The 25,276-nt window shown below is 67.5% G+C and carries 24 protein-coding genes; 21 read left to right on the top strand and 3 right to left on the bottom strand.

The genetic code is table 11. The features are described 5' to 3' along the window. Window positions 1-5: 5 nt before the first annotated feature. The 8 genes from pcaG to ASPU41_RS05280 are packed head-to-tail and all read left to right on the top strand — an operon-like array spanning window position 6 to window position 6,855. On the top strand, window positions 6-572 hold the full coding sequence (gene pcaG, locus ASPU41_RS05315; RefSeq protein WP_069950042.1) for a protocatechuate 3,4-dioxygenase subunit alpha: 567 nt from the start codon (window positions 6-8) through the stop codon (window positions 570-572). Further along, entirely contained in the window at window positions 569-2,086 is a 1,518-nt protein-coding gene (locus ASPU41_RS05310; RefSeq protein ID WP_069950041.1) for a lyase family protein, read from the top strand. Before pcaG ends, ASPU41_RS05310 begins: the two co-directional genes overlap by 4 nt. Next, window positions 2,079-2,897 (top strand): alpha/beta fold hydrolase, encoded by an 819-nt coding sequence (locus ASPU41_RS05305; protein ID WP_069950040.1) that lies wholly within the window; start codon window positions 2,079-2,081, stop codon window positions 2,895-2,897. Before ASPU41_RS05310 ends, ASPU41_RS05305 begins: the two co-directional genes overlap by 8 nt. Further along, window positions 2,894-3,364 carry a 4-carboxymuconolactone decarboxylase gene (pcaC, locus tag ASPU41_RS05300; RefSeq protein ID WP_069950039.1) on the top strand — a complete coding sequence of 157 codons (471 nt, stop codon included), beginning with the start codon at window positions 2,894-2,896 and terminating at the stop codon, window positions 3,362-3,364. Before ASPU41_RS05305 ends, pcaC begins: the two co-directional genes overlap by 4 nt. Further along, window positions 3,361-4,623 (top strand): thiolase family protein, encoded by a 1,263-nt coding sequence (locus ASPU41_RS05295; protein WP_231941174.1) that lies wholly within the window; start codon window positions 3,361-3,363, stop codon window positions 4,621-4,623. The genes pcaC and ASPU41_RS05295 overlap by 4 nt, the downstream gene beginning before the upstream one ends. A 3-nt stretch (window positions 4,624-4,626) precedes the next feature. After that, window positions 4,627-5,286, top strand: coding sequence for a 3-oxoacid CoA-transferase subunit A (locus ASPU41_RS05290; protein WP_069950038.1), 660 nt, complete (start codon window positions 4,627-4,629; stop codon window positions 5,284-5,286). Window position 5,287: 1 nt separating this feature from the next. Beyond that, entirely contained in the window at window positions 5,288-5,992 is a 705-nt protein-coding gene (locus tag ASPU41_RS05285) for a 3-oxoacid CoA-transferase subunit B (protein ID WP_069950037.1), read from the top strand. A gap of 47 nt (window positions 5,993-6,039) precedes the next feature. Continuing rightward, the gene (locus ASPU41_RS05280; protein ID WP_069952497.1) at window positions 6,040-6,855 is read left to right on the top strand and encodes an IclR family transcriptional regulator domain-containing protein; all 816 of its coding nucleotides are present in this window, start codon (window positions 6,040-6,042) and stop codon (window positions 6,853-6,855) included. 1 nt (window position 6,856) lies between these two features. Here the strand turns inward: ASPU41_RS05280 and ASPU41_RS05275 are convergent, their stop codons facing one another. After that, a complete protein-coding gene (locus ASPU41_RS05275) occupies window positions 6,857-7,096 on the bottom strand; it encodes a hypothetical protein (protein WP_069950036.1) in 240 nt (79 codons plus the stop codon). Window positions 7,097-7,325: 229 nt separating this feature from the next. On the opposite strand from ASPU41_RS05275, the gene ASPU41_RS05270 reads away from it, so the two are divergent. The 13 genes from ASPU41_RS05270 to ASPU41_RS05210 all read left to right on the top strand — a co-directional run bounded on the left by ASPU41_RS05270 (window position 7,326) and on the right by ASPU41_RS05210 (window position 23,611). Then, on the top strand, window positions 7,326-8,282 hold the full coding sequence (locus ASPU41_RS05270) for a diacylglycerol/lipid kinase family protein (RefSeq protein ID WP_069950035.1): 957 nt from the start codon (window positions 7,326-7,328) through the stop codon (window positions 8,280-8,282). A 360-nt stretch (window positions 8,283-8,642) separates the two neighbouring features. Next, a complete protein-coding gene (locus tag ASPU41_RS05265; RefSeq protein ID WP_083266664.1) occupies window positions 8,643-10,292 on the top strand; it encodes a sugar transferase in 1,650 nt (549 codons plus the stop codon). Between the two features lie 17 nt (window positions 10,293-10,309). After that, window positions 10,310-11,422, top strand: coding sequence for a Gfo/Idh/MocA family protein (locus ASPU41_RS05260; protein ID WP_069950034.1), 1,113 nt, complete (start codon window positions 10,310-10,312; stop codon window positions 11,420-11,422). Next, window positions 11,419-12,414 carry an NAD-dependent epimerase/dehydratase family protein gene (locus ASPU41_RS05255; protein ID WP_069950033.1) on the top strand — a complete coding sequence of 332 codons (996 nt, stop codon included), beginning with the start codon at window positions 11,419-11,421 and terminating at the stop codon, window positions 12,412-12,414. The genes ASPU41_RS05260 and ASPU41_RS05255 overlap by 4 nt, the downstream gene beginning before the upstream one ends. A 38-nt stretch (window positions 12,415-12,452) precedes the next feature. Beyond that, window positions 12,453-13,583 (top strand): DegT/DnrJ/EryC1/StrS aminotransferase family protein, encoded by a 1,131-nt coding sequence (locus ASPU41_RS05250; protein ID WP_197515826.1) that lies wholly within the window; start codon window positions 12,453-12,455, stop codon window positions 13,581-13,583. Further along, complete coding sequence (locus tag ASPU41_RS05245; protein WP_069950031.1) at window positions 13,576-14,253, top strand: acetyltransferase; 678 nt, start codon at window positions 13,576-13,578, stop codon at window positions 14,251-14,253. Before ASPU41_RS05250 ends, ASPU41_RS05245 begins: the two co-directional genes overlap by 8 nt. Window position 14,254: 1 nt before the next feature. Beyond that, window positions 14,255-15,337 carry a glycosyltransferase family 2 protein gene (locus ASPU41_RS05240; RefSeq protein ID WP_069950030.1) on the top strand — a complete coding sequence of 361 codons (1,083 nt, stop codon included), beginning with the start codon at window positions 14,255-14,257 and terminating at the stop codon, window positions 15,335-15,337. Further along, the gene (locus tag ASPU41_RS05235) at window positions 15,334-16,851 is read left to right on the top strand and encodes a lipopolysaccharide biosynthesis protein (RefSeq protein WP_069950029.1); all 1,518 of its coding nucleotides are present in this window, start codon (window positions 15,334-15,336) and stop codon (window positions 16,849-16,851) included. Before ASPU41_RS05240 ends, ASPU41_RS05235 begins: the two co-directional genes overlap by 4 nt. Before the next feature lie 2 nt (window positions 16,852-16,853). Next, window positions 16,854-17,987 (top strand): DegT/DnrJ/EryC1/StrS family aminotransferase, encoded by a 1,134-nt coding sequence (locus ASPU41_RS05230; protein WP_069950028.1) that lies wholly within the window; start codon window positions 16,854-16,856, stop codon window positions 17,985-17,987. 182 nt (window positions 17,988-18,169) lie between these two features. Continuing rightward, the gene (locus tag ASPU41_RS05225) at window positions 18,170-18,766 is read left to right on the top strand and encodes an acyltransferase (protein ID WP_069952495.1); all 597 of its coding nucleotides are present in this window, start codon (window positions 18,170-18,172) and stop codon (window positions 18,764-18,766) included. A gap of 9 nt (window positions 18,767-18,775) precedes the next feature. Further along, complete coding sequence (locus ASPU41_RS21930) at window positions 18,776-21,397, top strand: WecB/TagA/CpsF family glycosyltransferase (RefSeq protein WP_083266371.1); 2,622 nt, start codon at window positions 18,776-18,778, stop codon at window positions 21,395-21,397. Between the two features lie 143 nt (window positions 21,398-21,540). Then, complete coding sequence (locus tag ASPU41_RS05215) at window positions 21,541-22,761, top strand: O-antigen ligase family protein (protein ID WP_231941236.1); 1,221 nt, start codon at window positions 21,541-21,543, stop codon at window positions 22,759-22,761. A gap of 67 nt (window positions 22,762-22,828) precedes the next feature. After that, on the top strand, window positions 22,829-23,611 hold the full coding sequence (locus ASPU41_RS05210) for a hypothetical protein (protein ID WP_157356939.1): 783 nt from the start codon (window positions 22,829-22,831) through the stop codon (window positions 23,609-23,611). Between the two features lie 45 nt (window positions 23,612-23,656). Here the strand turns inward: ASPU41_RS05210 and ASPU41_RS05205 are convergent, their stop codons facing one another. Then, window positions 23,657-24,532 carry an amino acid-binding protein gene (locus tag ASPU41_RS05205; RefSeq protein ID WP_069950025.1) on the bottom strand — a complete coding sequence of 292 codons (876 nt, stop codon included), beginning with the start codon at window positions 24,530-24,532 and terminating at the stop codon, window positions 23,657-23,659. Window positions 24,533-24,639: 107 nt separating this feature from the next. After that, window positions 24,640-25,101 carry a large conductance mechanosensitive channel protein MscL gene (gene mscL, locus ASPU41_RS05200; RefSeq protein WP_069950024.1) on the bottom strand — a complete coding sequence of 154 codons (462 nt, stop codon included), beginning with the start codon at window positions 25,099-25,101 and terminating at the stop codon, window positions 24,640-24,642. Between the last annotated feature and the right edge of the window lie 175 nt (window positions 25,102-25,276).

Raw genomic sequence — 25,276 nt, 5'->3', positions numbered from 1 at the left:
CCAGCATGACCAAACTCACCCCCACTCCCGGCCAGACCGTGGGACCGTTCTACGGCTACGCGCTGCCCTTCACCAAGGACCGCGAGCTGCTGGCCCCCGGCTCCCCGGGCTCCATCCGGCTCCAGGGCACCGTGTACGACGGCGCCGGGCACCCGATCCCGGACGCGATCCTGGAGATCTGGCAGGCCGACGCCGAGGGCAAGGTTCCGCACCACACGGGTTCGCTGGTGCGCGACGGCTACACCTTCACCGGCTTCGGCCGCAGCGCGGTGGGCAACACCGGTGTTTTCACCTTCACCACGGTAAACCCCGGTCCCACCGAGGAAGGTGCTGCCCCGTTCATCTCTGTCGCGGTCTTTGCCCGCGGCCTGATGAACCGGCTCTTCACCCGGATCTACCTGCCGGAAAACGTGGACGCCCTGGCCGCGGATCCGCTGCTGTCCTCGCTGGACCCGGAACGGCGCAAAACGCTGATCGCACGACGCGACGCAGACGGCGGCCTGACCTGGGACGTCCGGCTCCAGGGCGAGGGCGAGACGGTGTTCCTCGACTTCGAGGGCTCCTCGAAGTGACCTCCCCCGGCGCCGAGGGCGACGTCGGCCTCCTGAGTCCCGTGTCAGCGTCACCCCGCGTGGCGGCGCTGACCGGGGACCGGGCGGTACTGGCTGCCATTCTCCGGGTCGAGGCCGCCTGGGCCACGGTCCTGGAAGGCGCGTCCCTGGTGCCCGCAGGGGCGGCCGCGGTGGTCGCCGCGGCCGCCGAGGTGGGCCGTTATGACCTCCCGGGCCTTGCCGTGCGCGCCCAGGGCGGCGCCAACCCGGTGATCCCCTTGCTGGCGGATCTCCGCGCCCAGGTCAAGGCCCTGGATACGGCGGGCATCGGTGCCGGGAAGGCCGTACACACCTCGCTGACCAGCCAGGATGTGCTCGATTCCGCGCTGATCCTGCTCGCCCGGGACGCCGTCGGCGCACTGCTCACCGAACTCCGGGCCACCACCGCGGCCCTGGCCGCCCTCGCCGCACACCATGCGGACACGCTGTGCGTGGGACGCAGCCTGACCCAGCACTCGCTGCCGTTCAGCTTCGGACTCAAGGCGGCCCAATGGTTCCACGGGCTTGCCGCCGCCGCGCGCCGGCTGGAGGCCCTCGAATTCCCGGTGCAGACCGGGGGAGCGGCCGGAACCCTCGCGGCCGGCACCGTGCTGGCCGCCACAACCATTGCAGCGGGCACGGCGCCGGTCCCGGGTTCCCGGCTCTCCCCGTTTGATCTCTCCGACCGGCTGGCCGCGGAACTCGGCCTCGCCGCCGTTCCGGCGCCCTGGCACACGAACCGGCTGGTTGTGACGTCCCTTGGGGACGCCCTGGCCGCCGTGACCGACGCCGCGGGCAAGATTGCCTCCGACGTGCTGTTCCTCAGCCGCCCCGAGGTCGCCGAACTCGCGGAACCCCGCGCCGCCGGCCGGGGCGGGTCCTCGGCCATGCCGCAGAAGCAGAACCCGGTGCTGTCCGTGCTGGTCCGCAGCGCGGCCCTGCAGGCGCCCGGCCAGGCCGCACAGCTGCACCTGGCCGCCGCCAACTTCAACGACGAACGACCCGACGGTGCCTGGCACAGTGAATGGCCGGCCCTCCGCCAGCTCCTCCGCCTCGCCCTCGGCGCCGCCCTGCATCTCCGCGAACTTGCCGAAGGCCTGGAGGTCTTCCCCGACGCCATGCGCCGCAACCTGGAGATTTCCGGACCGCTGCTGCTCAGTGAAGCCGTCACGGCCGCCGTCGCGCCGCTGATGGCCGGCAGCGTCGCGGGTAAGGACAGCGCCGACGGCAAACAGCGGCTGCAGGCCGTGGTGGACCAGACGCTGCAGGTCCCGGCCGCCGAACAGCCCGCCACCTACCGGCGGCTGCTCCGCGCCGCCGTCCCGGCGGAGCTGCTCTCCGATGCCCGGCTGGAGGAGCTGCTCGACCCCGGCAACTACCTCGGCCAGGCCGCCGAAATCACCCGCCGCATCCTCGCCGCTTATCCGGAGTTCGGCGCCACCGGCGCCGGCTCCTCATCACCGATCCCCGACCTGAACGGAGCCTTCCGTGGCTAGACCAACAGTCAAGGCAGTACTGCTGTCGCCCCAGCGCCCGCTGGGGGACAAGCCCCTCCTCGTGGTGGGCCCGTCCCTGGGCACGTCCACGCTGCTGTGGACCCAGGCCGGGGCCCTGCTCGGGGACGACGTCGACGTCGTCGCCTGGGACCTGCCCGGCCACGGGATCTCGCCGGCCGCGAAGGAACCCTTCACCGTCGCCGAGCTGGCCGACGCCGTCGTCGAGCTGGTTGATTCGATCGCGCCCGGCGCGCGGTTCCACTACGCCGGTGTCTCGCTGGGTGGCGCCACCGGCCTGCAGCTGGGCATCAAGCACGGTGAACGGCTCAAGAGCCTGTCCGTGCAGTGCACCGGAGCGAAGCTCGGCACGCCCGAGGGCTGGCTGGAACGCGCGGAAACCGTGCGCACCCAGGGAACGCCCGTGATGATCCAGGGCTCGGCGCAGCGCTGGTTCGGCCCCGGCTTCATGGAGCGCCAGCCGGAACTCAGCGGCCGGCTGCTGCACAGCCTGCGCGACGCCGACCGCTTCAGCTACGCCTTCTGCTGTGAAGCCCTCGCCGGCTTTGACGTCCGGGCCGAACTCGGCAGCATCCGGGTCCCCACCCAGGCCCTCGCGGGCGTGGAGGACACCGTGGCGCCGCCGTCGTTCGCCCAGGAGATTGTCGAAGGAATCACCGCCGGCGGTGGCACCGCAAGTGCCGTGAGCCTTGAAGGCGTGGCACACCTGGCGCCGTTCGAAGCTCCCGGGCACGTGGCCGACTTGCTGCGGACGCTGATCGCCTGGTCCGAATCCCGCGGGGCCGGACAGTGACCGGCCCGGAGCGGACCGGCCTGGAACGCCACGGAGTAGTGCAGCCTGACGCCACCAGCCAGGAGATCTACGACGGCGGCATGGTGGTCCGCCGCGAAGTGCTCGGCACCGCGCACGTGGACCGTGCCAACGCCAACAAGGATCCCTTCACCGAGGACTTCCAGGACATGATCACCCGGATCGCCTGGGGCGGCATCTGGACCCGACCGGGCCTGACCCGGCAGATGCGCTCCGCCGTCACCATCACCGCGATGGTCGCCCACGGTCACTGGGAGGAGCTGGCCATGCACATCCGCGCCGCCATCACGAACGGTCTGAGCCGGGACGAGATCAAGGAAATCCTGCTGCAGACCGCCATCTACTGCGGGGTCCCCTCCGCCAACACCGCTTTCAAGACCGCGCAGCAAGTATTCCGTTCCATGGACGATGCCGGAATGGACAACACTGAAATGGACAAGACCGTATGAAGCAGGCCTACCTTTACGATGCCGTCAGGACCCCGTTCGGGAAGTTCGGCGGGGGACTGGCGGGGGTCCGTCCGGATGACCTGGCCGCGCATGTGATCGGTGAGGCCGTGAAGCGTGCGCCGAGGCTGGACGTCGAGCGGATCGATGAGGTGGTGTTCGGCAACGCCAACGGCGCGGGCGAGGAGAACCGCAACATCGCCCGGATGGGCACCCTGCTGGCCGGTTTGCCGGTCTCGATCCCCGGCACCACCGTGAACCGGCTGTGCGGGTCCTCGCTGGACGCGGCGATCATCGCCTCCCGGCAGATCAACACCGGCGACGCGAAGCTGATGCTCATCGGCGGCGCCGAGTCGATGTCCCGCGCGCCCTGGGTGCTGCCCAAGACGGAGAAGCCCTACCCGGCCGGGGACATGACCCTGGTCTCCACCACGCTGGGCTGGCGCCTGGTCAACCCGGCCATGCGCCCGGACTGGACCGTGTCCCTGGGCGAGGCCACCGAACGGCTGGCCGAGAAGTACGGGATCACCCGGCAGGCGCAGGACGAGTTCTCCGCGGCCTCCCACAACCTGGCCGCCGCGGCCTGGGACGAGGGATTCTACGACCGGCTCGTCACCCCGGTCCCGGGCACCGGCCTGGTCCGGGATGAGGGCATCCGCGCCGGGTCCTCGGCGGAAAAGCTCGCGGGCCTGAAGACGGTGTTCCGCACCGAGGACGGCACCGTCACCGCCGGGAACGCCTCCCCGCTCTCGGACGGCGCGTCCGCGGCGTGGCTCGGCTCCGAGAACGCCGCCGGGATCCTGGGCCTTGACCCGCTGGCGCGCATCGCCGGGCGCGGCGCGCACGCCAACGACCCGCAGTTCTTCGGCTACGCCCCGGTGGAGGCGGCCAACAAGGCCCTCGCCAAGGCGGGCATCGGCTGGGACCAGGTCGGCGCCGTCGAACTGAACGAGGCGTTCGCCGCGCAGTCCCTGGCCTGCATCAACGCCTGGGGCGTCGACCCGGGCGTCGTGAACCGGCACGGCGGCGCGATCGCGATGGGCCACCCCCTGGGCGCCTCCGGCGGACGTATCCTGGGCACCCTGGCCCGGTCCCTGCAGGCCTCCGGTGAGCGCTGGGGCGTCGCCGCGATCTGCATCGGCGTCGGCCAGGGCCTCGCCATCGTGCTCGAAAACGTCACGGCAACGAAGGCCCAGCGGGCTACAACACGGGCTACAACACGGGCTACAGCACCGGCAACAACAGCAACAGTAAAGGGCTAGGACATGCTGAACTTTCTCGACAGCGTCAACGAGGCCGTCGCCGGCATCAAGGACGGATCCACGGTGATGATCGGGGGTTTCGGCAACGCCGGGCAGCCGTTCGAACTGATCGACGCCCTGATGGACTGCGGCGCCAAGGCTCTCACCGTCGTCAACAACAACGCCGGCCAGGGCGACCAGGGCCTCGCCCTGCTGATCAAGGAAGGCCGGGTGAAAAAGATGATCTGTTCCTTCCCGCGGCAGTCCGATTCCTGGCACTTCGACGCGAAATTCCACGCCGGTGAGATCGAGCTGGAACTGGTGCCGCAGGGCAACCTGGCTGAACGGATCCGCGCCGCAGGCGCCGGGATCGGCGGCTTCTTCACCCCCACCGGCTACGGCACCATGCTGGCCGAGGGCAAGGAAACGCGCATCCTCGACGGCCGCGGCCAGGTCTTCGAGACTCCCCTCCACGCCGACGTCGCGCTTATCAAGGCGCTCAAGGCCGACGGCAAGGGCAACCTCGTCTACCGCAAAACGGCGCGCAACTTCGGCCCGATCATGGCCGCCGCGGCCAAGCACACGGTGGTCCAGGTCACGGAGATCGTCCCGACGGGCGGCCTCGACCCGGAGGTCGTCGTGACCCCCGGAATCTACGTCAACAGCATTGTGAAGGTGGCCTGATATGAGCGTCCAGTCAAATGACCAGGCGAGTACCCAGACCGGCATCCAGAGCTCCGACAAGCCGCTGGGCCGCGATGACCTGGCCCGCCTCGTGGCCCGGGACATCAAGCCCGGCTCCTTCGTGAACCTGGGCATCGGCCAGCCCACCCTGGTGTCCAACTACCTCGAGCCGGAGCAGGACATCACACTCCACACCGAGAACGGCATGCTGGGCATGGGTCCGGTTGCCACCGGGGACCAGATCGACCCCGACCTGATCAACGCCGGCAAGATCCCGGTGACCGAACTGCCCGGGGCGTCCTACTTCCACCACGCCGACTCGTTCGCGATCATGCGCGGTGGCCACCTCGACATCTGCGTGCTGGGGGCCTTCCAGGTCTCGGCGACGGGCGACCTCGCCAACTGGCACACCGGCGCGCCGGATGCGATCCCGGCGGTCGGCGGAGCCATGGACCTCGCGACCGGCGCCAAGGACGTCTTCGTGATGATGACGCTCCTGACGCGCGAGGGCGTGTCCAAGCTCGTCGAGGCGTGCACGTACCCGCTGACCGGCGTCGGCTGCGTGACCCGGGTCTACACGGACAAGGCCGTCTTCCTGACCGGGCCCGGCGGTGTCCAGGTCCGCGAGACATTCGGCTGCACATTCGAGGAGCTGCAGGCAATGGTTCCGGTCCCGCTCAAGGCCGCATCCTCCGAAGGAAGTTAAGACTCCGCTCACCCGGATAAAGTGGGGCGGGACCGAGAGGCATGGAAATGATTGTCGCAGCAAAGGGCGCCAAGGCCGCTGGCGCGCCACCGGCCAGTGACCAATACGTACAGTCGCTGGCGCGCGGGCTGGCAGTGATCCGCGCCTTCGACACGGACCATCCGAAGATGACGCTGACCGAGGTGGCGGCCCGGACGGACCTCACCCGCGCCACGGCGCGGCGCTTCCTGTACACACTCGTGGAGCTGGGCTACGTCCGCACCGACGGCAAGATCTTCGCCCTGACCGCGAAGGTGCTGCAGCTCGGCTACGCCTACCTCTCGGGCCTGTCGCTGCCGCAGCTCGCCCAGCCCCACCTCGAGGAGCTGTCTCTGCAGCTGGGGGAGTCGACGTCGGCCGCTGTGCTGGAAGGCACGGACATCGCCTACATCGCCCGGGTGGCGACGCGCCGGATCATGACGGTCGGCATCACCGTCGGCACCCGCTTCCCGGCGTACGCCACCTCGATGGGCAGGGTGCTGCTGGCGGCCCTGCCGCCCGCCGAGCTGGAGGACTACCTCGCCAGGGCTGAGATCCGGCCACTGACGCCGCTGGCCATCGGAACCCGGGAGGCCCTGCTGGCGGAACTGGCCCGCGTCCGCGCCCAGGGCTGGTGCCTGCTGAACCAGGAACTCGAGCTCGGGCTGATGTCCATCGCCGCGCCCGTCCACGACGGCCCCAAGGTGGTCGCCGCCATCAACGTGTCCCTGCAGGCCCAGTCGGTCGCGAGCCGGCCGGATCCGGAGGCCTACCTGGACTCGGTGCGGACGGCCACCGTGGCCACTGCCGAACTCATCTCCGCGGACCTGTCTTCCGGCCGCTAGCTCAGCTGGAGGGGTCAGAACCCGGCGCGGTGGACACCATGATGGTGACCCCACCCTCGTCGTCACGGATCTTGAGGTGCAGGTCCTTGCCCACGAGCGAGGCGTGGATATCCTCGCTGTCCGCGGGGGCGATCTGCTCCGCCAGTCGTGTGACCGCCAGCGCCATGGCCCTGCCCCAGTCGTGGGGATCAGTGCTGGACGCCTCGGCCTCGGCCGAGTAGTTCTCCTGTGCTTCGGACATGTGCTCCCGCTTCCCGCCCCTGGAGCGCGTCCTGTCTGGCTGGTCCGGACAGGCGGCCTGCCCGGACGATATCTCACGCCGGCAGGCTCCAGTACTTGAGCATGGCCAGTCTAGTGACCGCGGAGCTCGGACGTCCACGGTTCGCGCCCCTGCTGCGGAAGTTACGCGCGGAATCCCGCTAGGATTTCAATCCGGGACACCCCATGCCCGCCTGCGATCGAAGGACGCCATGACAGAGAACGAACCGGCGCTTGACAGCCTAACCGCGCTCGACAGCAAGGCGCCGCCCAGACGCGCGGCCGTCATCATCAACCCCGCCAAATCCGGTGGTCCGGCGCTCCAGGGGGCGATCTTCAGGCTCTGCGAAACGCAGGGCTGGGCCGAGCCGCTCTGGCTGGAAACGACCGTTGAAGACCCGGGCACCGGCCAGGCACGCCAGGCGCTGGAGGCCGGAGTCGACGTCGTGATTGCCGCCGGCGGCGACGGAACCGTGCGCTGCGTCGCCGAGGTGCTCGCCGGCACCGGAACGCCGATGGGCCTGGTCCCGCTGGGAACCGGGAACCTGCTGGCCCGCAACCTCGGCGTGGACATCACCGACCCGGTCTCCGCCTGCTACGACGCCTTCAACGGCAGCGACCAGGCCATCGATGTCGTCAAGGCCCGGCTGAACCACTCGGACAAGGAGCAGGTGTTCCTGGTCATGGCCGGGCTCGGCTACGACGCCGCCATCATGGCCGACACCGTCGATGTGCTGAAGGACCGGATGGGCTGGCTGGCGTACGTCGAGGCCGGCATCCGTAAGCTCCCCGGCAAACCGGTCAAGGCGCAGATCAGCGTCGACGGCGGCGAGCCTGTCCGCCGCAGGATCCGCAGCGTCATGATCGGCAACTGCGGCCGGATCATGGGCGGGGTCGAGATCTTCCCCGACGCCAGAATTGACGACGGAGTGCTGGATCTGTTGGTCCTGGCCCCGCGGGGCCGGCTCGGCTGGCTGGGAGTCGTTGCCGGCATTTTCGGCCGGAACAAGAACGAGACCGAATCGGTGGAGTACTTCCAGGGCAAATCGGCCGAAATCACCCTGGAGCATGAGCAGGAATTCCAGCTCGACGGCGACCACCTTGGCACCGGAACGCACCTGGCCGTGACTGTTGAGCCCGACTCCTTGAAGATTCGGATGTCCATCTAAAACACCGGCCGGCGGCTTAGGGCGATACTTGTCTACCGATAACCGGCGCCAGCATTGGGGGGACTGTCCCGGGTAGTGAGTACTACCCGGGACCCGTCCTCTAAGCCCTGCCGCAAAGGCAGGTATCAACCACCCGTGACCGGGGTATTCCCACCAACTTGGATTGGCTCAGGCATCAAACGATGCAGCCAATTGCCTTTTGGAGGGAGTCGCAATGGCCCGCTGGTTGCTTGTCGCCCCGGATGTTCGGCCGAATGACCGAACATCCTTAGTTTGTGCGGAAAGGTGTGCGGACGAAGCATCCGCACACCGGCGCCCCACGGACCCCAGCGGGTGCCGGTGACGCCCCGGTCCGAGGGCATGCCGCTCGGCCTGACCCTCCAAAGCCCCGCACGCAGTGCCGGCCACCCCGGGGGCACCGTGGCCGACCTCGCGTACGCCCCCCACGCCCCCCGCGTCCTCAGTACGCCCCAGGCCGCCCACGGAGACGCCGCAACCCTGGCGCCCCTGCGGCGGCCCGCCGCGGGGCCGCCCGTCCAGCCCTCCGCTGTTGCCGCCGCTGCGCAGTCCGCTCCGGCACGGCTCTCCGGCCGGGAATGGGCGCGGTTCCTGCGCCGCCTGCTGCGGGGCACGGATTCCCTGCTCGTCATCGCCTCCGTCATCGCCGGATTCTTCATCCATATCGAGGGCGGACGGCCTTTCGCGGGAACCGCCGCGGACCTCACCGGGACATCGATTGGAGTTGTCCTCGGCGTGCTGTGGATTGCAGCCCTGGGCCTTTACCGCACGCGGGACCCCAAGATTCTGGGAGCCGGGACCAGTGAGTACAAGCGCGTGGCAGCCGCCAGCAGTGCAGTCTTCGGGTTGCTTGCCGTGGGGCTGGTGGTTTTCAGCGTCCAGCCGGCGTCGGCGTTCTACCTGGTGTCCCTTCCGCTGGGACTGATCCTGCTGCCGCTGAGCCGGTGGATTGCCCGCCGCTGGTACAATGCGCGGCAGGCCCAGGGACAGTACCTCGTCAGGGCGATTGTCATTGGCCAGGCCGAGGATGTGCGCTACGTTCTCAAGCGGATCGCCCGCAAATCCAACGCCGTCTACGAGATCCTTGGGGTCGCGCTGCCTGGCGGGCGGCGGGGGACGTCGTTCGACGTCGACGGCCGCAGGGTGCCGGTCCTCTCCTCCACCGATGACGTCGTCCGGACGGTTGGCCTCTGCGGCGCGGAGGCAGTCATCGTGGCCGGCCCGGTACCCGGGGGCAACCAGTACATCCGCGAACTGGGCTGGGGGCTGGAAGAGCACAAGGCGGAACTTGTGCTGGCCGCGTCCCTGACCAACGTTGCCGGACCGCGGATCCACTGGCGCCCGGTGGAAGGGCTGCCGTTGATGCACGTGGATGTACCGCGGTACAGCGGCGCCAAACATGTCTTCAAGCGGCTGCTGGACATCGCGGTGGCTGCTGCTGCCCTGATCCTGCTCTCGCCGCTGCTCCTGGCCCTGGCAATCATCGTCAAACGCGACAGCCCGGGACCCGTCCTGTTCCGGCAAGAGCGGGTGGGCAAAGCCGGAAAACCTTTCCGGATGCTCAAATTCCGGTCCATGGTGACGGACGCCGAAGCCGCGCTGGCCGGGCTCGGCACCCAGAACGACGGCGCCGGCGTGTTGTTCAAAATCCGCAATGATCCCCGCGTGACCCGCTGCGGACGCTGGATGCGCCGCTACTCGCTGGACGAACTGCCGCAGTTCTGGAACGTCCTGTCCGGCGAAATGAGCCTTGTCGGACCCCGCCCGCCGCTGCAGCGCGAGGTGGGCCGCTACGAGAGGCACACCCACCGCCGCCTGCTGATCAAACCGGGAATTACCGGGCTGTGGCAGGTCAACGGCCGTTCGGACCTGCCGTGGGATGAGGCCGTGCGCCTGGATCTCTACTACGTCGAAAACTGGTCAATCATGGGCGACGTCATCATCATATGGCGCACCTTCAAGGCTATGTGCGTGCCTGCCGGCGCGTACTGACTGAGTGAGGAAACACAATGAATGAATCACGCTCGGGGTATTCTCGCGGACTGGACCCGGCGCCGGCCGCCGGGCCGCTGCGGGTAGCCGTCATCGGCGCGGGCTACTGGGGGCCCAACCTGGCCCGGAACTTCACCGCCAGCCCCGACTGGGAGCTGGCGGGAATAGTGGACCTGGACCAGGGCAGGGCCGCCAGGCTTGCGGCAGCCCAGGGCCGGGTGCCCGTCTTCAGATCCGTCGACGAACTGCTGGACACCGCCGACGTCGACGCCATTGCGATTGCGACGCCGGCGCACACCCACCACGGCATCGCACTGACGGCCCTGAAGGCAGGGAAGCACGTGCTGGTCGAGAAGCCACTCGCGGACAGCCGGGTCAAGGGACTGGAGATGGTCGAGGAAGCGCAGGAACGAGGCCTGGTCCTGATGGCGGACCACACCTACTGCTACACCCCCGCCGTGCTGAAGATCCGGGAGCTGATCGCCGACGGATCGCTCGGCGAGATCCTGTTCATCGACTCGGTCCGGATCAACCTGGGGCTCGTGCAGCCGGACGTGGACGTCTTCTGGGACCTCGCGCCGCATGATCTGTCCATTCTCGACTTCATTCTCCCCGACGGGCTGCGGCCGGTGGAGGTGACAGCGCACGGGGCGGATCCCCTGGGAACGGGCCAAGCCTGCATCGGGCACCTGACGTTCGCCCTCCCGAACGACGCCATGGCCCACGTCCACGTCAACTGGCTGAGCCCGACCAAGATCCGCCAGCTCGTGGTGGGCGGCTCCCGACGGACGCTGGTCTGGGATGACCTGAATCCCCAGCAGCGTCTGAGCGTCTATGACCGCGGAGTCAGCCTGGACCGGGAATCACGCTCCGCAGCGGACCGACGGAACTCCGCCATCTCCTACCGGCTCGGCGACACCTGGTCACCGGCGCTGCCCGAATACGAGGCCCTTGGCCAGATGGTGGCCGAATTCGCCAACAGCATCTGGCAGCAGCGACCCGCCCGGACCAGCGGTGCCTCCGGCCTCCGCGTCCTGTCCGTTCTGGAGGCTGTCAGCGACAGCCTCAGCGCGGACGGAAAAGCCAGCATCGTCGTCGGAAATGAACCGCAACTGGAGGCAAGCAGATGAGCATCCTGCAGGGAGCACAGGTTCTGGTCACAGGCGGAGCCGGGACCATCGGTTCCACGGTCGTGGACCACCTGCTCGACGCCGGCGCCGGCAGGATCGACGTGCTGGACAACCTGGTCCGGGGGCGGCGGGCCAACCTGGACCCGGCCCTGGCCAGCGGACGGGTCGAACTCGTCGAAGGGGACATCCGCGACCGGGATCTGGTCCACGACCTGAGCCGGGGCAAGGACATCGTCTTCCACCAGGCGGCCATCCGGATCACCCAGTGCGCCGAGGAACCCCGGCTGGCGCTGGAAGTGCTGGTGGACGGGACCTTCAACGTGCTCGAGGCCGCGACGGCCCATCGGGTCGGGAAGCTCGTGGCCGCCTCCAGCGCCTCGGTCTACGGCATGGCGGAGACGTTTCCCACCACCGAGCGCCATCACCACCACAACAACGACACGTTCTACGGTGCGGCCAAGTCCTTCAACGAAGCCATGGCCCGGAGCTTCCGCGCGATGTCCGGCCTGGACTACGTGCTGTTGCGCTATTTCAACGTGTACGGGCCGCGGATGGACGTCCATGGCCTCTACACCGAAGTGCTCGTGCGCTGGATGGAGCGGATCGAGGACGGGCTGCCGCCGCTGATCTTCGGCGACGGACAGCAGACCATGGACTTTGTCCACACCAGGGACGTGGCCCGGGCCAATATCCTCGCCGCAGGCAGCGGGGTGGACGAGGGTGTGTACAACGTCGCCAGCGGGGCAGAGACAAGCCTGCTGGAACTCGCCGAGGCGCTGCTGCGTGCCATGGACTCGACGCTGCACGTGGAGCACGGCCCGGAGCGGGCCGTCAACGGCGTTGTCCGGCGTCAGGCGGATACCGCCGCGGCCAGGCGCGACCTTGGGTTCAGTGCCGAAACCGGGCTCGAGGAGGGCCTGCGCGAACTGGTGGAGTGGTGGCGGCCGCTGCGCGTTGAAATTGCGGACGCCAGGGTCGGGGGTGCGCGGTGACGGTCGGCCAGGGCCAGGCCCTGAACCGGATCAACGTGATGAAGCCGTGGCTCGGAGTGGAGGAAGCCGAGGCCGTGGCCGAAGTGATCGCCTCCGGCTGGGTGGCGCAGGGACCCCGCGTGGCGCGCTTCGAGGAAGCCTTCGCCGACGCGCAGCAGGCCAGCCATGCCGTCGCGGTCTCCAACTGCACCACGGCCCTGCATCTGGCGTTGAAGGTGGCCGGCATCGGACCGCATGACGACGTGGTCGTCCCCTCTTTTTCCTTCATCGCCACCGCCAACTCGGTCACCTATGTGGGCGCCCGGCCGGTCTTCGCCGACGTCGAGGCGGACACCGGAAATGTGTCCGTGCGCACCCTTGCCGCCGCCCTGACGCCGGCCACCCGCGCCGTGATCGTGGTCGACCAGGGCGGCATGCCGGTTGACCTCGACCCGATCCGCGCCCTCTGCGACGGGCTGGGCATCACCGTCATCGAGGACGCGGCCTGCGCGGCGGGCTCCACGTACCGGGGCAGGCCGGTGGGAGCGGGTGCCGAGCTCGCCGCCTGGTCGTTCCACCCGCGCAAAATCCTCACCACCGGTGAGGGCGGGATGCTGACCACCCGCAACGCGGCATGGGCCGACCGCGCCCGCAAGCTCCGCGAACACGCCATGAGCGTCTCGGCGAACGACCGCCACGCTTCGGTCCTGGCACCGGCGGAGGAATACGGGGAGATCGGGTTCAACTACCGGATGACAGACATGCAGGCCGCCGTCGGGATCGTGCAGTTGGGCCGGCTTGCCGAGGCGGTGTCCCGGCGCCGGGCCATCGCCGCAGCCTACCGGGTGGCGCTCGCCGGGGTGGAGGGACTGCGCTTCAGCGAGGACCCCCTCTACGGAACCAGCAATTTCCAGTCGTTCTGGTTCGAAGTCCTGCCGGATTTTGCGCTCGGACGGGAGGAACTGCTGGAGCGGATGGCGCAGGACGGAATCTCCGCCCGGCGGGGCATCATGGCCGCCCACCGGCAACCCGCCTACGCCGGTCGGGACACCGGCGGGGCCGACCTGTCCGTGACGGAGCGGCTCACCGACCACACCGTCATTCTGCCCGTCTACCACCAGCTGACCCTGGATGAGCAGTCCCGGGTCATCCATTCGATCCTGAAGGCTGCGGGGAAATCCGATGACTGAGCTACTGCTGATTGGCGCCAGCGGCCTCGCCCGTGAGGTGCTTGCCTGCGTGCGCGAAAACGGCCAATTCGACGTGGTCGGAGTCCTTGACGATGACGAATCCAAGGTCGGGTCAGCACTTGACGGCGCCCCCGTCCTGGGTCCCGCCAGCCACGCCCTCCGCTACCCCGAAGCGCGCGTGATCGTCTGCATCGGTGCCGGGAAAGGGCGCGAGCGGGTTGTCGCCAGACTCGCCGGGCTGGGCTTCCCCGGGTACCGCTTCGCGACGGTGATTGAACCTTCGGTGCGGATTCCGTACTGCTGCGACATCGGTCCCGGCAGCATCCTGCTGGGCAATGTCACACTGACCGCCGGGATCACGGTCGGGAGCCATGTTGTGATGATGCCCGGCGTGACGCTGACCCACGACGACGTCGTGGAGGACTTCGCCACCCTGGCCGCCGGCGTCTCGCTCGGCGGCGGGGTCAGGGTCGGGCGCGCGGCCTACCTGGGCATGAACTCCTCGGTCCGTGAACGGACTTCGGTGGGGGCCGGGGCCGTGATCGGCATGGGAGCCGCCGTGCTGGGAGACGTGCCGGTGGAGGAGACCTGGGTTGGTGTGCCGGCACGGGCCATTACCGCGAACAAGTACGCGGCGCGGAAGACTCAACACATCGTGGCGGGGACTTAACGTGCGTCTCTCAAGGCCGTTCCCGCACACAGGCACTGCCGAGGTGACCGTGGTCGTGCCCTGCTACAACTACGGCCGGTACCTTCCCGAAGTCGTGCAGAGTGTTCTGTCGCAGGAACGAGTGGACCCAAGGGTCATCATTGTCGACGATGCGTCCCCTGACGGGTCCCTGGAAGTCGCCAGAGTTCTCGCGGCCGCTGATTCCCGCATCACCGTGGTTTCCCACACGCGGAACCAGGGACACATCGCTACCTACAACGATGGTCTGGCGCGGGTCGAGACGGAGTATGTGGCGCTTCTTTCCGCCGACGATTTGTTGGCGCCCGGCGCACTGGGGCGGGCGGCGGACCTCATGAAAGCTCACCCACAGGTGGGACTCGTGTATGGAATGCCGCTGGAGTTCAGCACGGAGCAGGGATTACCGTGCACCGACGATTCAGGCCGCCTTGCCAGCTGGACCATTTGGAGCGGCCGCGAGTGGCTGCGCTGGACGTGCCGGCGGGGTAGATGCTTCATCCTGTCCCCTGAAGTCGTTATGCGGACTGAAGCCATGCGCAAGGTGGGCCCTTACAACACGGGGCTGCCCCACTCAGGCGACCTCGAGTACTGGGTCCGCACCGCGGCCGGCTGGGACGTGGGGCGGGTCAACGGTCCGGCGCAGGCCTTCTACCGGGTCCACGGCAACAACATGCACTTGACCACCTTTGACACGATCCAGGTGGACCTGAAAGAAAGACTGGCCGCATTCAATGTGCTCGCCACCGCCGAACTCCAACAACAACTCCCGGGTGCGGACCTGTTCCACCGGCAGGCCCGACGGGGAATCTGCCGGGAGGCACTTCTGCTGGCGGAAAGGAACCTGGACGCGGGTGGCGCCATTGACCTTTCGCTCTCCCTGCTGGACGTGGCGCAGTCAGCTTGCGCGGAAGCCGCCGAAACGCTTCGGGGCAGATCCGTGGCGTACAGGCTTCAGCGGGCGCGACGGGGAGAGGCACCTGCCAGCATCCAGGGTCTCATTGAAGGTTTTCGACGGCAGCTGGATCGGGTCCGCTGGACCGCCTGGCGCAAGGTGGGGATATCGTGAGCCCGGCACAGAGTCCGGACAGTGGCCTCGAGACGGTCAGGACCCGCCTCCGGGGCGGTATCGTCTGGGGTGCCGTCGGTGTCGGCTCCGGAAGGGTGCTCCAGTTCGTCACCACGCTGATCCTGGCCCGCATCCTGGCCCCGGAACATTTCGGCGCGCTGGCCGTAGCCCTCGTGGTACAGACGATTGCCCTGAACATCACCGAGCTGGGCGCAACGGCCGCACTAGCCCGCGCGGACCGTGACCCCCAGGAAATAGCCCCAACCATTTTCACGATCGGCCTGGTCACGAGCGCCCTTCTTACCGGCGCCGTGTTCCTGGGTGCGCCGGCCCTCGCCGCAGCAATGGGGGATCCCGCCGCAACCCAGGTGGTGCAGATTATGGCATTCACCATCCTGCTGGCAGGACTTTCCGGGGTTCCGGCTGCCATGGTTTGGCGGGACTACCTCCAGCGGCCCCGGGCACTGGTGGAAATTGCCGGCACAGTCTGCACCCTGATCCTGGTTATCCCCATGGCGCTCGATGGGTGGGGGGCTTTCGCGTTGGCCTGGTCGCGGCTGGGCGGCCAACTGGTGACGACAGCGGGGTACTGGCTGATCACCCCGCAACGCTTCCGCCCCGGGTTCGACCGCACCGTGGCGGGATATGTCCTTCGCCTGGGTATGCCCCTGGCCATGGCAAATCTGGTGGTCTTCGCGACCCTTAATCTGGACTACATCGTCGTGGGCCGCGAACTCGGAGCCGCGGAACTGGGCGTATATCTCCTGGCCTTCAACCTCGCCAGCCTGCCCAGCAGCCTGATCACCGCAGTGATCCGCACTGTGGCCGTGCCGACCTTCGGGCGCCTCCACAGGGCGGGGCGGCTTGCTGGGGCGGCACCGGGGATGCTGGGAATCAGCGCCTACCTGGCCATGCCGGTTTCCGCGCTGCTCGTTGGTCTTGCGGAGCCACTGATCCACGTACTTTACGGACAGGCATGGGCCGGGGCCTCAGCGGCGATGATCGGTCTCGGAATCTTCGGGGCCGGCCGGATCCTGACGGAAATGCTCGCCGATATGTGTGTCGGGGCCGGGCGGACCGGTGGGCTCTTCTGGGTCCAGGTGGCATGGTTCGCCACGCTGCTGCCGGCGTTGCTGGTCGGAGCATCGTTCAGCGGCTTGGCCGGTATAGGTGCGGCGCAGGCCGTGGTGGTCTGGCTCGTTGTTCTCCCGCTCTATTTCGTCGTCGTCAGGATCACCGTCGGAGCCCGGACGGGCGCGATGCTGCGCAACTGTCTGCCGCCGGTAGCGGCCGCTACCGTTGCCGGGCTGGCTGGCTGGCTGGTAGCCACTGTCGTGGGACAACCGCTCTTCGCCCTCATCGCTGGCGGCCTCACCGGCACCGCGTTGTATCTGTTACTGACCCTGAAGTATGCACTGCAGGCGTTGAAGAGCCTGCGGTCACTCACCGCCAGTGGTGCGGATGGAGCGCGAGTGCCAGCCTCCACGACCGCGCCCTTAAGCCTACGGAGCTGACAATGCACCCCCCTGCCCAACTTCACGTGCCCTTGGTCGACATCGCCGCCCAACAGTCGGAAATCGAACATGAACTGGCTCCGCAGCTGCAGGACATTCTGAAGCGCGCCGCCTTTATCGGCGGCAAGGAAGTGGAACTTTTCGAACGACAGTTCGCCGACTTCCTCGGCGCGCGCCACTGCATTGGTGTGGGCAACGGCACGGATGCGCTGGAACTCGCCCTGCTTGGGGCGGGCATCCGGCCCGGTCAGGAGGTCATTGTGCCGGCCAATACGTTCATTGCCACCGTGGAAGCCGTCGTCCGGATGGGAGCTGTGCCGGTGCTCGCGGATGTTGACGAGCAGTATCTTCTCCTGGATCCGGACGCCGTTGAGCGTGCGGTCACCAGCCGGACAGCGGCCATAATCCCTGTGCATCTTTTCGGCCAGGTGGCTCCAGTCGAGCGGTTCGCGGAGATCGCAGAACGCTGCGGCGCGGTGGTCATTGAAGATGCTGCACAGGCACAGGGTGCAACACGGTTCGGCCGGTCCGCCGGAACATTGGGCCACGTAGCTGCCACCAGCTTCTACCCGGGAAAGAACCTGGGCGCGGCCGGCGACGCGGGGGCGGTTATCACGGACGACGACAGCACCGCCCGCATGGTTCGGCTGCTCAGCGCGCACGGTAGCGAACGCAAATATGAGCATGAATTCATGGGAATGAACTCCCGCCTGGACACCATCCAGGCGGCCGTGCTGCTGACCAAGCTCAGACGGCTCCGGGACTGGAATGAGCACCGGCGTCAGGCCGCAGCCCTGTACCAGGCACTGCTGGCGGATCTTGACGCCGTCCGTACGCCTCGGTCCGCAACAGGGAATTCGGATGTATGGCATGTTTTCGTGGTCCGGCTTGCCGGCCGCGACAAAGTGGCGGCCCGCCTGAAGGAATCCGGCGTCTCAACGGGGGTCCACTATCCGGTGCCCATCCATCGCACCGAGGCCTGGCGGCGGCTGGGCCTGAAGTCCGGGAGCTACCCCGTTGCCGAAGCAGCCGCCAGGCAGATCCTGTCCCTGCCGATCTATCCCCACATCACTGCCCGCCAGCAGGAGCATGTCGTGGCCAGCCTCCGGACTGCAGTCGATGAGAGCAAATCATGAGTCGCCTCGGCCCCCGCGAATTCGTCGCAAAGACAAGCGTCCCGCGAGGCGTCGTAGCCGACACACCCGGCGCACTACGGGGAGCGGCGGCCGTCCGGCCGACGCATGTCCGGCGCAGCGCCTCCCCCATCACGCCGGTCCCCGGCACAGGAACCGCCTACGGCAGGAGTGACATGAATGACATGAGAAACGTTGCCAGCACAGCAGACGTGGCAGCGACCGCAAACATCGGGAAGGGCACCCGGATCTGGCACCTTGCCCAGGTCCGGGAAGAGGCGACTGTGGGGGCAAACTGCAACATCGGCCGGGGCGCGTATATCGGTCCCGGGGTCCGGGTGGGTGATAACTGCAAGCTGCAGAATTACTCCTTGGTCTATGAACCGGCACGCCTTGCCGACGGCGTTTTCGTCGGCCCCGCGGCCGTGCTGACCAACGACCTGCACCCGAGGGCCATCACCCCCGAAGGATTCCTCAAAGGGGCGGAGGACTGGGAGGCCGTCGGGGTGACCGTCGGCAAAGGCGCCTCCATCGGCGCCCGCGCTGTCTGCATCGCCCCGGTCCGCATCGGCGAATGGGCGACGGTGGCCGCGGGGGCCGTCGTCACAAAAGACGTTCCCGCCTACGCCGTCGTCGCCGGGGTGCCGGCGCGGCAGATGGGCTGGGTCGGCGAGGCCGGACTACCGCTGAAACAAGACGACGGCGGAATCTGGCTGTGCCCGGCCACAGGGCGCCGCTACATCGAAGCTGGCGGGCAGCTACTGCCCGCGGAAAGGTCTTGAGGGGGCGGCATGGAAGAGCTGGGCAAGAACAGAGTAATCCTGGGCGGCACGCCGGTGGACCTGATGGATCCCGAACCGGCACTGGAGCGGATCCTTGCGAGGGCGGCCGGCGGTGGCGGGTTGAGGCCGCTTGGAGTGGCTTCGGTCAATCTCGACCATCTGCACCATTTTGGCACCGGCGGCCGCTGGGCGGGCACGTTGCACGCCGACCCCGCCAGCACTGCGGACTGGCTCTACCTGCTTGATGGCGCACCTTTGGTTTCCCAGTCACAGCGGCTCACCGGGCACCGGTGGCCGCGACTGGCCGGCAGCGATCTTGCGTCTCCGCTCTTGGCACAGGCCGAGCAACTCGGGCTGCGGGTGGGATTCCTGGGCGGGTCTGAGGCGAACCAACAGCTCCTGGCTCAGAAGCTCGCGACGGAGCATCCCGGCCTTCAGCTCGTGGGCATGTGGTCCCCGGGTCGCGAGGAGCTGGCCTCCACCACGGAATCCGAACGGATTGCCCTGGAGATTTCCCATGCCGGCGTACAAATCCTTTACGTGGGACTCGGCAAACCGCGCCAGGAACTCTGGATCGACCGCTACGCCGGGCTCACCGGGGCGGCCGTCCTGCTGGCCTTCGGTGCGGCGGTGGACTTCCTCGCCGGCAGGGTCCAGCGGGCCCCCCAGTGGTTTTGTGAGCACGGCCTGGAATGGGGGTACCGGCTGGCCTTGGAGCCTAAGCGGCTGGCAGGCCGCTACCTCGTTAATGGACCGCCGGCCTACCTGAAACTGCGAACGTCCTCCTGCTGCATCCCGCCGGCCATGCCGGACAGCTTGACGACGACCGATCCGGCACCCAGGACTCCCGGCCACTTCACCGGACCTGACGGAGTGGCGGACGCCGTTGTGATCGTTGTGACGTACAACAGCGCAGATTGCCTGGGGGCGCTGATCGAGAGCCTGAGGGCCGAAACGGCCGACCTGACCTTGCGGGTTGTGGTGGCAGATAACTCCTCAAGCGACGGGACGCTTGAATTCTCGCGCAGCCGGCACCCTGACGTGCTGGCGTTTGCCACCGGCGGCAATCTGGGCTACTCCGGGGGCATCAATGCGGCCATGCGAAGGGCCGGTGATGCCGCGGCCGTTGTGGTGCTGAACCCGGACCTCACGGTGGAACGCGGCGCCTTGAAGACGATGATGCAACGGCTGCTTGCCTCACAGGCGGGCGCGGTGGTTCCCCGCCTGCTCAATCCAGGAGGTGAAACTAGCCGCTCACTCTATCGAGAGCCGAACATCCCCACCGCCGTTGGTGATGCGCTGATGGGCCGCCGGGCGCCCAGCCGACCTGACTGGCTTTCCGGCACCGACCTCAACCCGGAGAGCTACGCCCATCCCCACACGGTGGATTGGGCGACGGGTGCTGCGCTGATGATCCGGCGTCCCTTGGCCGACTCACTGACGTGGGACGAGTCCTACTTCCTCTATTGCGAAGAGACCGATTTCTTCCGAAGTCTGCGAATGATGGGGGAAACCGTCTGGTATGAGCCTGCGGCTGTCATGAGCCATGCGGGCGGGGCTTCCGGCAGTTCGCCTCAATTGAATGCGCTCCTGGCCGTCAACCGTGTCCGCTATATCCGCAAGTATCATTCCGCGGCCTATGCGGCAGTGTTTCACGGGGTCGTGGCATTCTCTGAGCTGTTGCGGTGCTGGAAACCGGATCGCAGGGGTGTGCTGCAGACGGTGCTCGACGAAGGACGATGGGCTGCGCTGCCTGGGCCGAGTAGGGAGGATGCAAACGTCGCGGACGCCGGAAGGTTCCCCCATGGTTCGGTGATTATTCCCGCCCACAACGAGGCCTCCGTGATCGCCCGGACCCTGGCGCCACTCGCCCCATTGGCTGCGGCAGGGGAACTGGAGGTCATTGTGGCCTGCAATGGCTGTACCGATGCCACCGCCGCGATTGCGCGGGGATTCGAGGGCGTGACGGTACTGGACATGCCGGAGCCGTCCAAGACTGCTGCTCTCAACGCGGGCGACGCCGTCGCCTCCCACTGGCCGCGGTTGTACCTTGACGCGGATGTCCAGATCAGCCCCGGCACGGTGGGCGAGGTCCTCAATGCACTAGCCTCCGGCCAAGTTTTGGCGGCCCGTCCGGCAGTGCGCTTTGACCTGCAGGGCGCCCACCCGCTGATCCACTCGTACTACCGGACGCGTCTGCAGCTTCCTGCGGCCCGCAACGGCCTATGGGGCGGCGGCGTGTACGGTTTGTCCGAAGTAGGGCGACAGCGTTTCCAGAAGTTTCCCGACCTGATCGCCGATGATCTGTTCGTGGACCGTCTTTTTGAGCCGGGGGAAAAAGCCGTCCTGGACGTGGCGCCGGCGGTGATCTGCCCGCCGCGAACGCCCAGGGACCAGGTGGCCGTGCTGCACCGCGTTTATCGCGGGAATGCCGAACAGCATGGCCGACGTGGGACTGCCAGCCAGACGCTGTCCGAGGTAGCCCGCTCCATTCGCGGTCCGTTGTCGGCCGGCCACGCCTTGGTTTACGTGGGGTTTGCCCTTGCCGGCCGTCGTGGGAACGCGGGACCGGGGGCCTGGGAACGCGATGCCAGCTCCCGGCGGCCGGCTGAAGCGGACGAACCGTGCTGACGGAGTCAAATTTTCCTGCCCAGCTCGCCCGTCGAAGGCAGGCGAGCCCCCCCTGGCTGCTCAAGGCAACCGTGTTCTCAGTCATGGCATTTCCGCCCTACATGGTGTTGCAACCGGTCGGGGCCAGCAGCAGCGTGGCACAAATGCTCGCCCTGTGCCTCTTTGGCCTCTGGGCACTCTCCTCATTGTTGGGGCTGCATGATCCGGTGGCGTTCCGGCACCCGGGCCGGGCCGCGGTTCTTACCCTGCTCCTCGCTTCGTGCCTCAGCTACGCCCATCTTTTTGCCGGGCTCAGCGGGGCCAGCACTGCCGACGGAAGGTCAGCTGCGGACCGTTGGATGCTCCTGCTGTTCGCGGCGGCTGGGATCGCTTTTGTCACCACCGATTGCCTGCGGACTGTCAAAGACGCCATGGTCGTCGTCAGGTGGGTTCTCGCCGGCGGTGCCGTGTGCAGTATCGCGGCGCTGATCCAGTTCACCACCCATACGAATCCCGTGGAATGGATCACCGGGCTCATGGTGGGATTCTCGGATAACGGAGGCTCGAACGCGTTCCAGGCCCGAGGCGCGCTAGTGCGCGTCGCGGGCACGACGCTTCACCCCATCGAGCTGGGTGTGGTCAGTGCGATGGTGCTGCCCATCGCCATTTGGCGGGCAATCTATGACAGGCGGGGCAGGAAGCCCCTGCACTGGGCCCTTGTCGGGGTGTTCGTGCTCGCGAACGCGCTGACTGTATCCCGATCCGGTCTGCTCGCCCTCGTCGTAGCCTTGGCCGTCACCGTTCCCTTCCTGCCCAGGCTCGCCAGGCAGTGGGCCCTCGTGGTCATGCCGCTGGGCGCCGCAGGGCTCTTCATCTCCGTACCGGGCTTGATATCCACTCTGGTCAATGCCGCCACGGCGGGAAGTTCCGATGCTTCCATCACGTATCGGACGGAAGACTACCCGCTGGCGCTTCGTCTGGTCGCGGCCCGGCCATGGCTCGGCACGGGTCCGGGAACCTGGATCCCGACGAACGCGCTCGATATTTTCGACAACGAGTATTTGCTCACGGCCGTGACAATGGGCGTAGTCGGGCTGGTCGGGCTGCTTGTCTACCTGCTGGTTCCCGCCCTCGCCGCACTGGCCGCGGCCAGGAATGCTGAGGGAGCCGAACTGAAGCTGCTGGCAGCATCAGCCGGCGCTGCCGGGTTGATTGCAGCCGTGGCATCAGGCACTTTCGACTCGATGTCGTTCCCGGTGTTTGCCCTGATTTATCCGTTTTTTATAGGTCTGTCAGGAGCGTCCTGGCTGATGGTCAAGAGTCAAACTGAACACGGTCCGGCAGCTCCTTCGGGGGCGTCTCCAGACCGGCAACCCGGGGGATAGGAAGAGACTAATGGATCCGATTTCGGTACTCAAAACACTTTGGAGGCACAAGTGGGCAGCCTTGCCCATGGCTCTGCTGACAATCTTTGCCTGCGTTTACGTAATGTTTTTTGCCCAGCGTACCTACGAGGCCACCATGACCTACGCTCTGCTGAGCCCCAAGACGCCCACCGAGGCGGAAATGCGGGCCCAGCCGGAACTGGCCGCGATCAACGGCGACAACCCGTACTTGCGCAGTGGCGACCGCGCCCTCCTGGCCCAGGTTCTGATAACCAAGCTCGGAGCCCAAGAGACTGCGGAGCAAATGAAGAGTCAGGGGTTGGGGGCCGAGTACACCGTTGGGCAATCTCTTAGCTCCGGTTCCGGAATGTTGCTGGAACTATCGGCCTCGGGAGAGACTCCGGCCCAGGCGGTGGACACCGCGAAGGAACTCGGCAGGCGGCTCAAGACGACCCTGCACGAAGTCCAGGTCATCAACGGTGCGGACGACAGCTACCTTTATTCCGCCCTCGTCATCGACGGTCCAGGCCAGGCGAGCGAGATCTTCTCGAGCAGGCTGCGGACCCTCATCATTGTGGCCGTCGCCGGTGCACTGCTGGTCTTCGTGTCGGTCTCCGTGGCACGGTCCGTTGAAGTGGCAAGGACGCGGCGGCCCGTCGTCGAAAAACCGGCAAAGCACGTGGACAGGGATCAGGTCAGAAACGCGGAGCTGCCAGGCAGCCGGCCGGGCAGGGGCGAGGACTCTGTCCGGCAAGCTGGCAGCGTGGAAAGTGTGGAACAGGCCAGCGTCGAAGATGATCAGGACCTGGTGACGGTGCCTGACCGGGAGAGCCGCCCGCGCAGGAGCTAGGGCCGGGCTGCCGCCCCGGCGCCACAGCAGGAGGAAGCCGAGCCGTCACCGGCCGGAGACCGGACGGTGCGCAAGGATCTCGGCCAGCTCGGCCAGCCGGTGCGCCCGGGCGGACTCCGCCGGGGTGAACGGCTCGCCGGGACGGCTGAAGGTAATGGGACCGTGCCAGGCAGTCGGGATCCTCAGCACGGTCCCGTCCGTAGCAGGCGCCGTGGCAGCCGGGGCCGCGGTGTCCGTTTGCGTTCGTGGTTCAATCCGGGCGCGTAGCAGTTCAGCCACCGCAAACGGGAGTTCCGCGGGATTGGCCGCAATCCTGGCCGCGAGGCTCAGCGCCCCGGTCTGCCCGTCAGCCATGGCCAGCGCCGTGGTGGGCCAGACATGCGGATCGCTGCCGCCGCCGTCGCGCAGGGCCTTGAGCAGTTCGGCCTCGCGCAGCTCGCCGGGCGCGGAAAGCACAAGCTCGTCCAGCACGCCGTCGTCGACCGGGTGGACGTGGATACTCAGGATGTTGGTCTCCAGCCGGGCCAGCGACTGCGTCAGTTTCTGCAGTGAACCGGGGCGGTCCTTCAGTACCGTGCGGGCCCGCCACAGGGCCGGTGCGGCGCCCAGCCGGCTGCGGTGCCGCAAGGCGGGGGCATGCAGCCAGCGGCGGAGCACCCGCGCCGCGGAAGGTTCCGCCACCCAGATGACGAGGATGGTGGCGGTCAACGTGAGGACCAGGACCTTGGCCGCATAGGGCAGGGGGGTCCCGACCACCGCCGCATGGACCACCAGCTCGATCGGCAGCATCACCGCGATGTTGGCCAGGGTCAGCCGGGCTTTGGTCGGCTCGGGCATCTGGCCGCAGACTTCGCAGCTCAGCTCGGAGGCGGCCGGGGACTGTGTTGCGCCGCGTTTTCTGCCAGGGGCTGAGGGCTTCATGGGTCCCATGATGTCCGGCCGCTGTTACCGGCCTATTGCCGGCCGGTGACGATCTCGCTCGGTTTACACTGCAACGCGGGGTCACTTACCGCCCATCCCGGAGGGGATTATCGGCCGTAAGTGACCCCGCGTTGCTGGTTGTGGCTGGCGGCGCGGCTGTGTTCCGGACCGGCGAGCTGGGCCAGCAGATCACGGATCTCGGCCAGCAGGGCCGTGTCGGCCGGGAGCGGCTTCTCTTCCGGCTCCGCGGTGGCCAGACGCTTCTTGACCAGCTGGTTGATCCGGTTCATCGGCGCGACGAAGATGAAGTAAACGACGGCGGCCGTAATCAGGAACGTGACGAACGCCGTGATGACGGCACCGAAGTTGAGGAAGGTCTTATCGTTTCCCGACCAGATGCGGAAGCCCAGCCCGTCGGTCTCGACCCCGCCGGCCGCCGCAATAATCGGGTTGACGATGTTCGAGGTGAACGCACTGACCAGTGCGGTGAAAGCGGTGCCGACCACAACTGCAATGGACAGTTCGATCACGTTGCCGCGCAGGATGAAGTCCTTGAATCCTTTGAGCATGGGGTCCTCCGGTGTGCCTTGGGATGAGTCTGGGTGCCGTGTCCCCGGCAGGGAATCAACCGCTAGACGCTATCACTTATGCCGCCCCGGCCCGGTTCCACTGAATGGATTGGGCTGCCGGGGTCCCGGCTGTTCCGACGGCGCCCGGCCCGGCACCCGTACCGGCGGCGTAGAG

The organism is Arthrobacter sp. U41 (genome assembly GCF_001750145.1).
Lineage (GTDB): Bacteria > Actinomycetota > Actinomycetes > Actinomycetales > Micrococcaceae > Arthrobacter.
Note: the sequence above shows the minus strand (reverse complement) of the source record. Positions and strands in the feature narration are given on the sequence as shown.

Excerpts from the sequence above, each read along its gene's own strand:
- ASPU41_RS05285 (WP_069950037.1), top strand. The coding sequence starts at position 5,288 with ATGAGCGTCCAGTCAAATGACCAGGCGAGTACCCAGACCGGCATCCAG.
- ASPU41_RS05280 (WP_069952497.1), top strand. The coding sequence starts at position 6,040 with ATGATTGTCGCAGCAAAGGGCGCCAAGGCCGCTGGCGCGCCACCGGCC.
- ASPU41_RS05275 (WP_069950036.1), bottom strand. The coding sequence starts at position 7,096 with ATGTCCGAAGCACAGGAGAACTACTCGGCCGAGGCCGAGGCGTCCAGC.
- ASPU41_RS05260 (WP_069950034.1), top strand. The coding sequence starts at position 10,310 with ATGAATGAATCACGCTCGGGGTATTCTCGCGGACTGGACCCGGCGCCG.
- ASPU41_RS05225 (WP_069952495.1), top strand. The coding sequence starts at position 18,170 with ATGAGAAACGTTGCCAGCACAGCAGACGTGGCAGCGACCGCAAACATC.
- ASPU41_RS05210 (WP_157356939.1), top strand. The coding sequence starts at position 22,829 with ATGGCTCTGCTGACAATCTTTGCCTGCGTTTACGTAATGTTTTTTGCC.
- pcaG (WP_069950042.1), top strand. The coding sequence starts at position 6 with ATGACCAAACTCACCCCCACTCCCGGCCAGACCGTGGGACCGTTCTAC.
- ASPU41_RS21930 (WP_083266371.1), top strand. The coding sequence starts at position 18,776 with ATGGAAGAGCTGGGCAAGAACAGAGTAATCCTGGGCGGCACGCCGGTG.
- ASPU41_RS05290 (WP_069950038.1), top strand. The coding sequence starts at position 4,627 with ATGCTGAACTTTCTCGACAGCGTCAACGAGGCCGTCGCCGGCATCAAG.
- ASPU41_RS05255 (WP_069950033.1), top strand. The coding sequence starts at position 11,419 with ATGAGCATCCTGCAGGGAGCACAGGTTCTGGTCACAGGCGGAGCCGGG.
- ASPU41_RS05250 (WP_197515826.1), top strand. The coding sequence starts at position 12,453 with ATGAAGCCGTGGCTCGGAGTGGAGGAAGCCGAGGCCGTGGCCGAAGTG.
- mscL (WP_069950024.1), bottom strand. The coding sequence starts at position 25,101 with ATGCTCAAAGGATTCAAGGACTTCATCCTGCGCGGCAACGTGATCGAA.
- ASPU41_RS05215 (WP_231941236.1), top strand. The coding sequence starts at position 21,541 with ATGCTCGCCCTGTGCCTCTTTGGCCTCTGGGCACTCTCCTCATTGTTG.
- ASPU41_RS05265 (WP_083266664.1), top strand. The coding sequence starts at position 8,643 with ATGCCGCTCGGCCTGACCCTCCAAAGCCCCGCACGCAGTGCCGGCCAC.
- ASPU41_RS05230 (WP_069950028.1), top strand. The coding sequence starts at position 16,854 with ATGCACCCCCCTGCCCAACTTCACGTGCCCTTGGTCGACATCGCCGCC.
- ASPU41_RS05270 (WP_069950035.1), top strand. The coding sequence starts at position 7,326 with ATGACAGAGAACGAACCGGCGCTTGACAGCCTAACCGCGCTCGACAGC.
- ASPU41_RS05205 (WP_069950025.1), bottom strand. The coding sequence starts at position 24,532 with ATGAAGCCCTCAGCCCCTGGCAGAAAACGCGGCGCAACACAGTCCCCG.
- ASPU41_RS05295 (WP_231941174.1), top strand. The coding sequence starts at position 3,361 with ATGAAGCAGGCCTACCTTTACGATGCCGTCAGGACCCCGTTCGGGAAG.
- ASPU41_RS05245 (WP_069950031.1), top strand. The coding sequence starts at position 13,576 with ATGACTGAGCTACTGCTGATTGGCGCCAGCGGCCTCGCCCGTGAGGTG.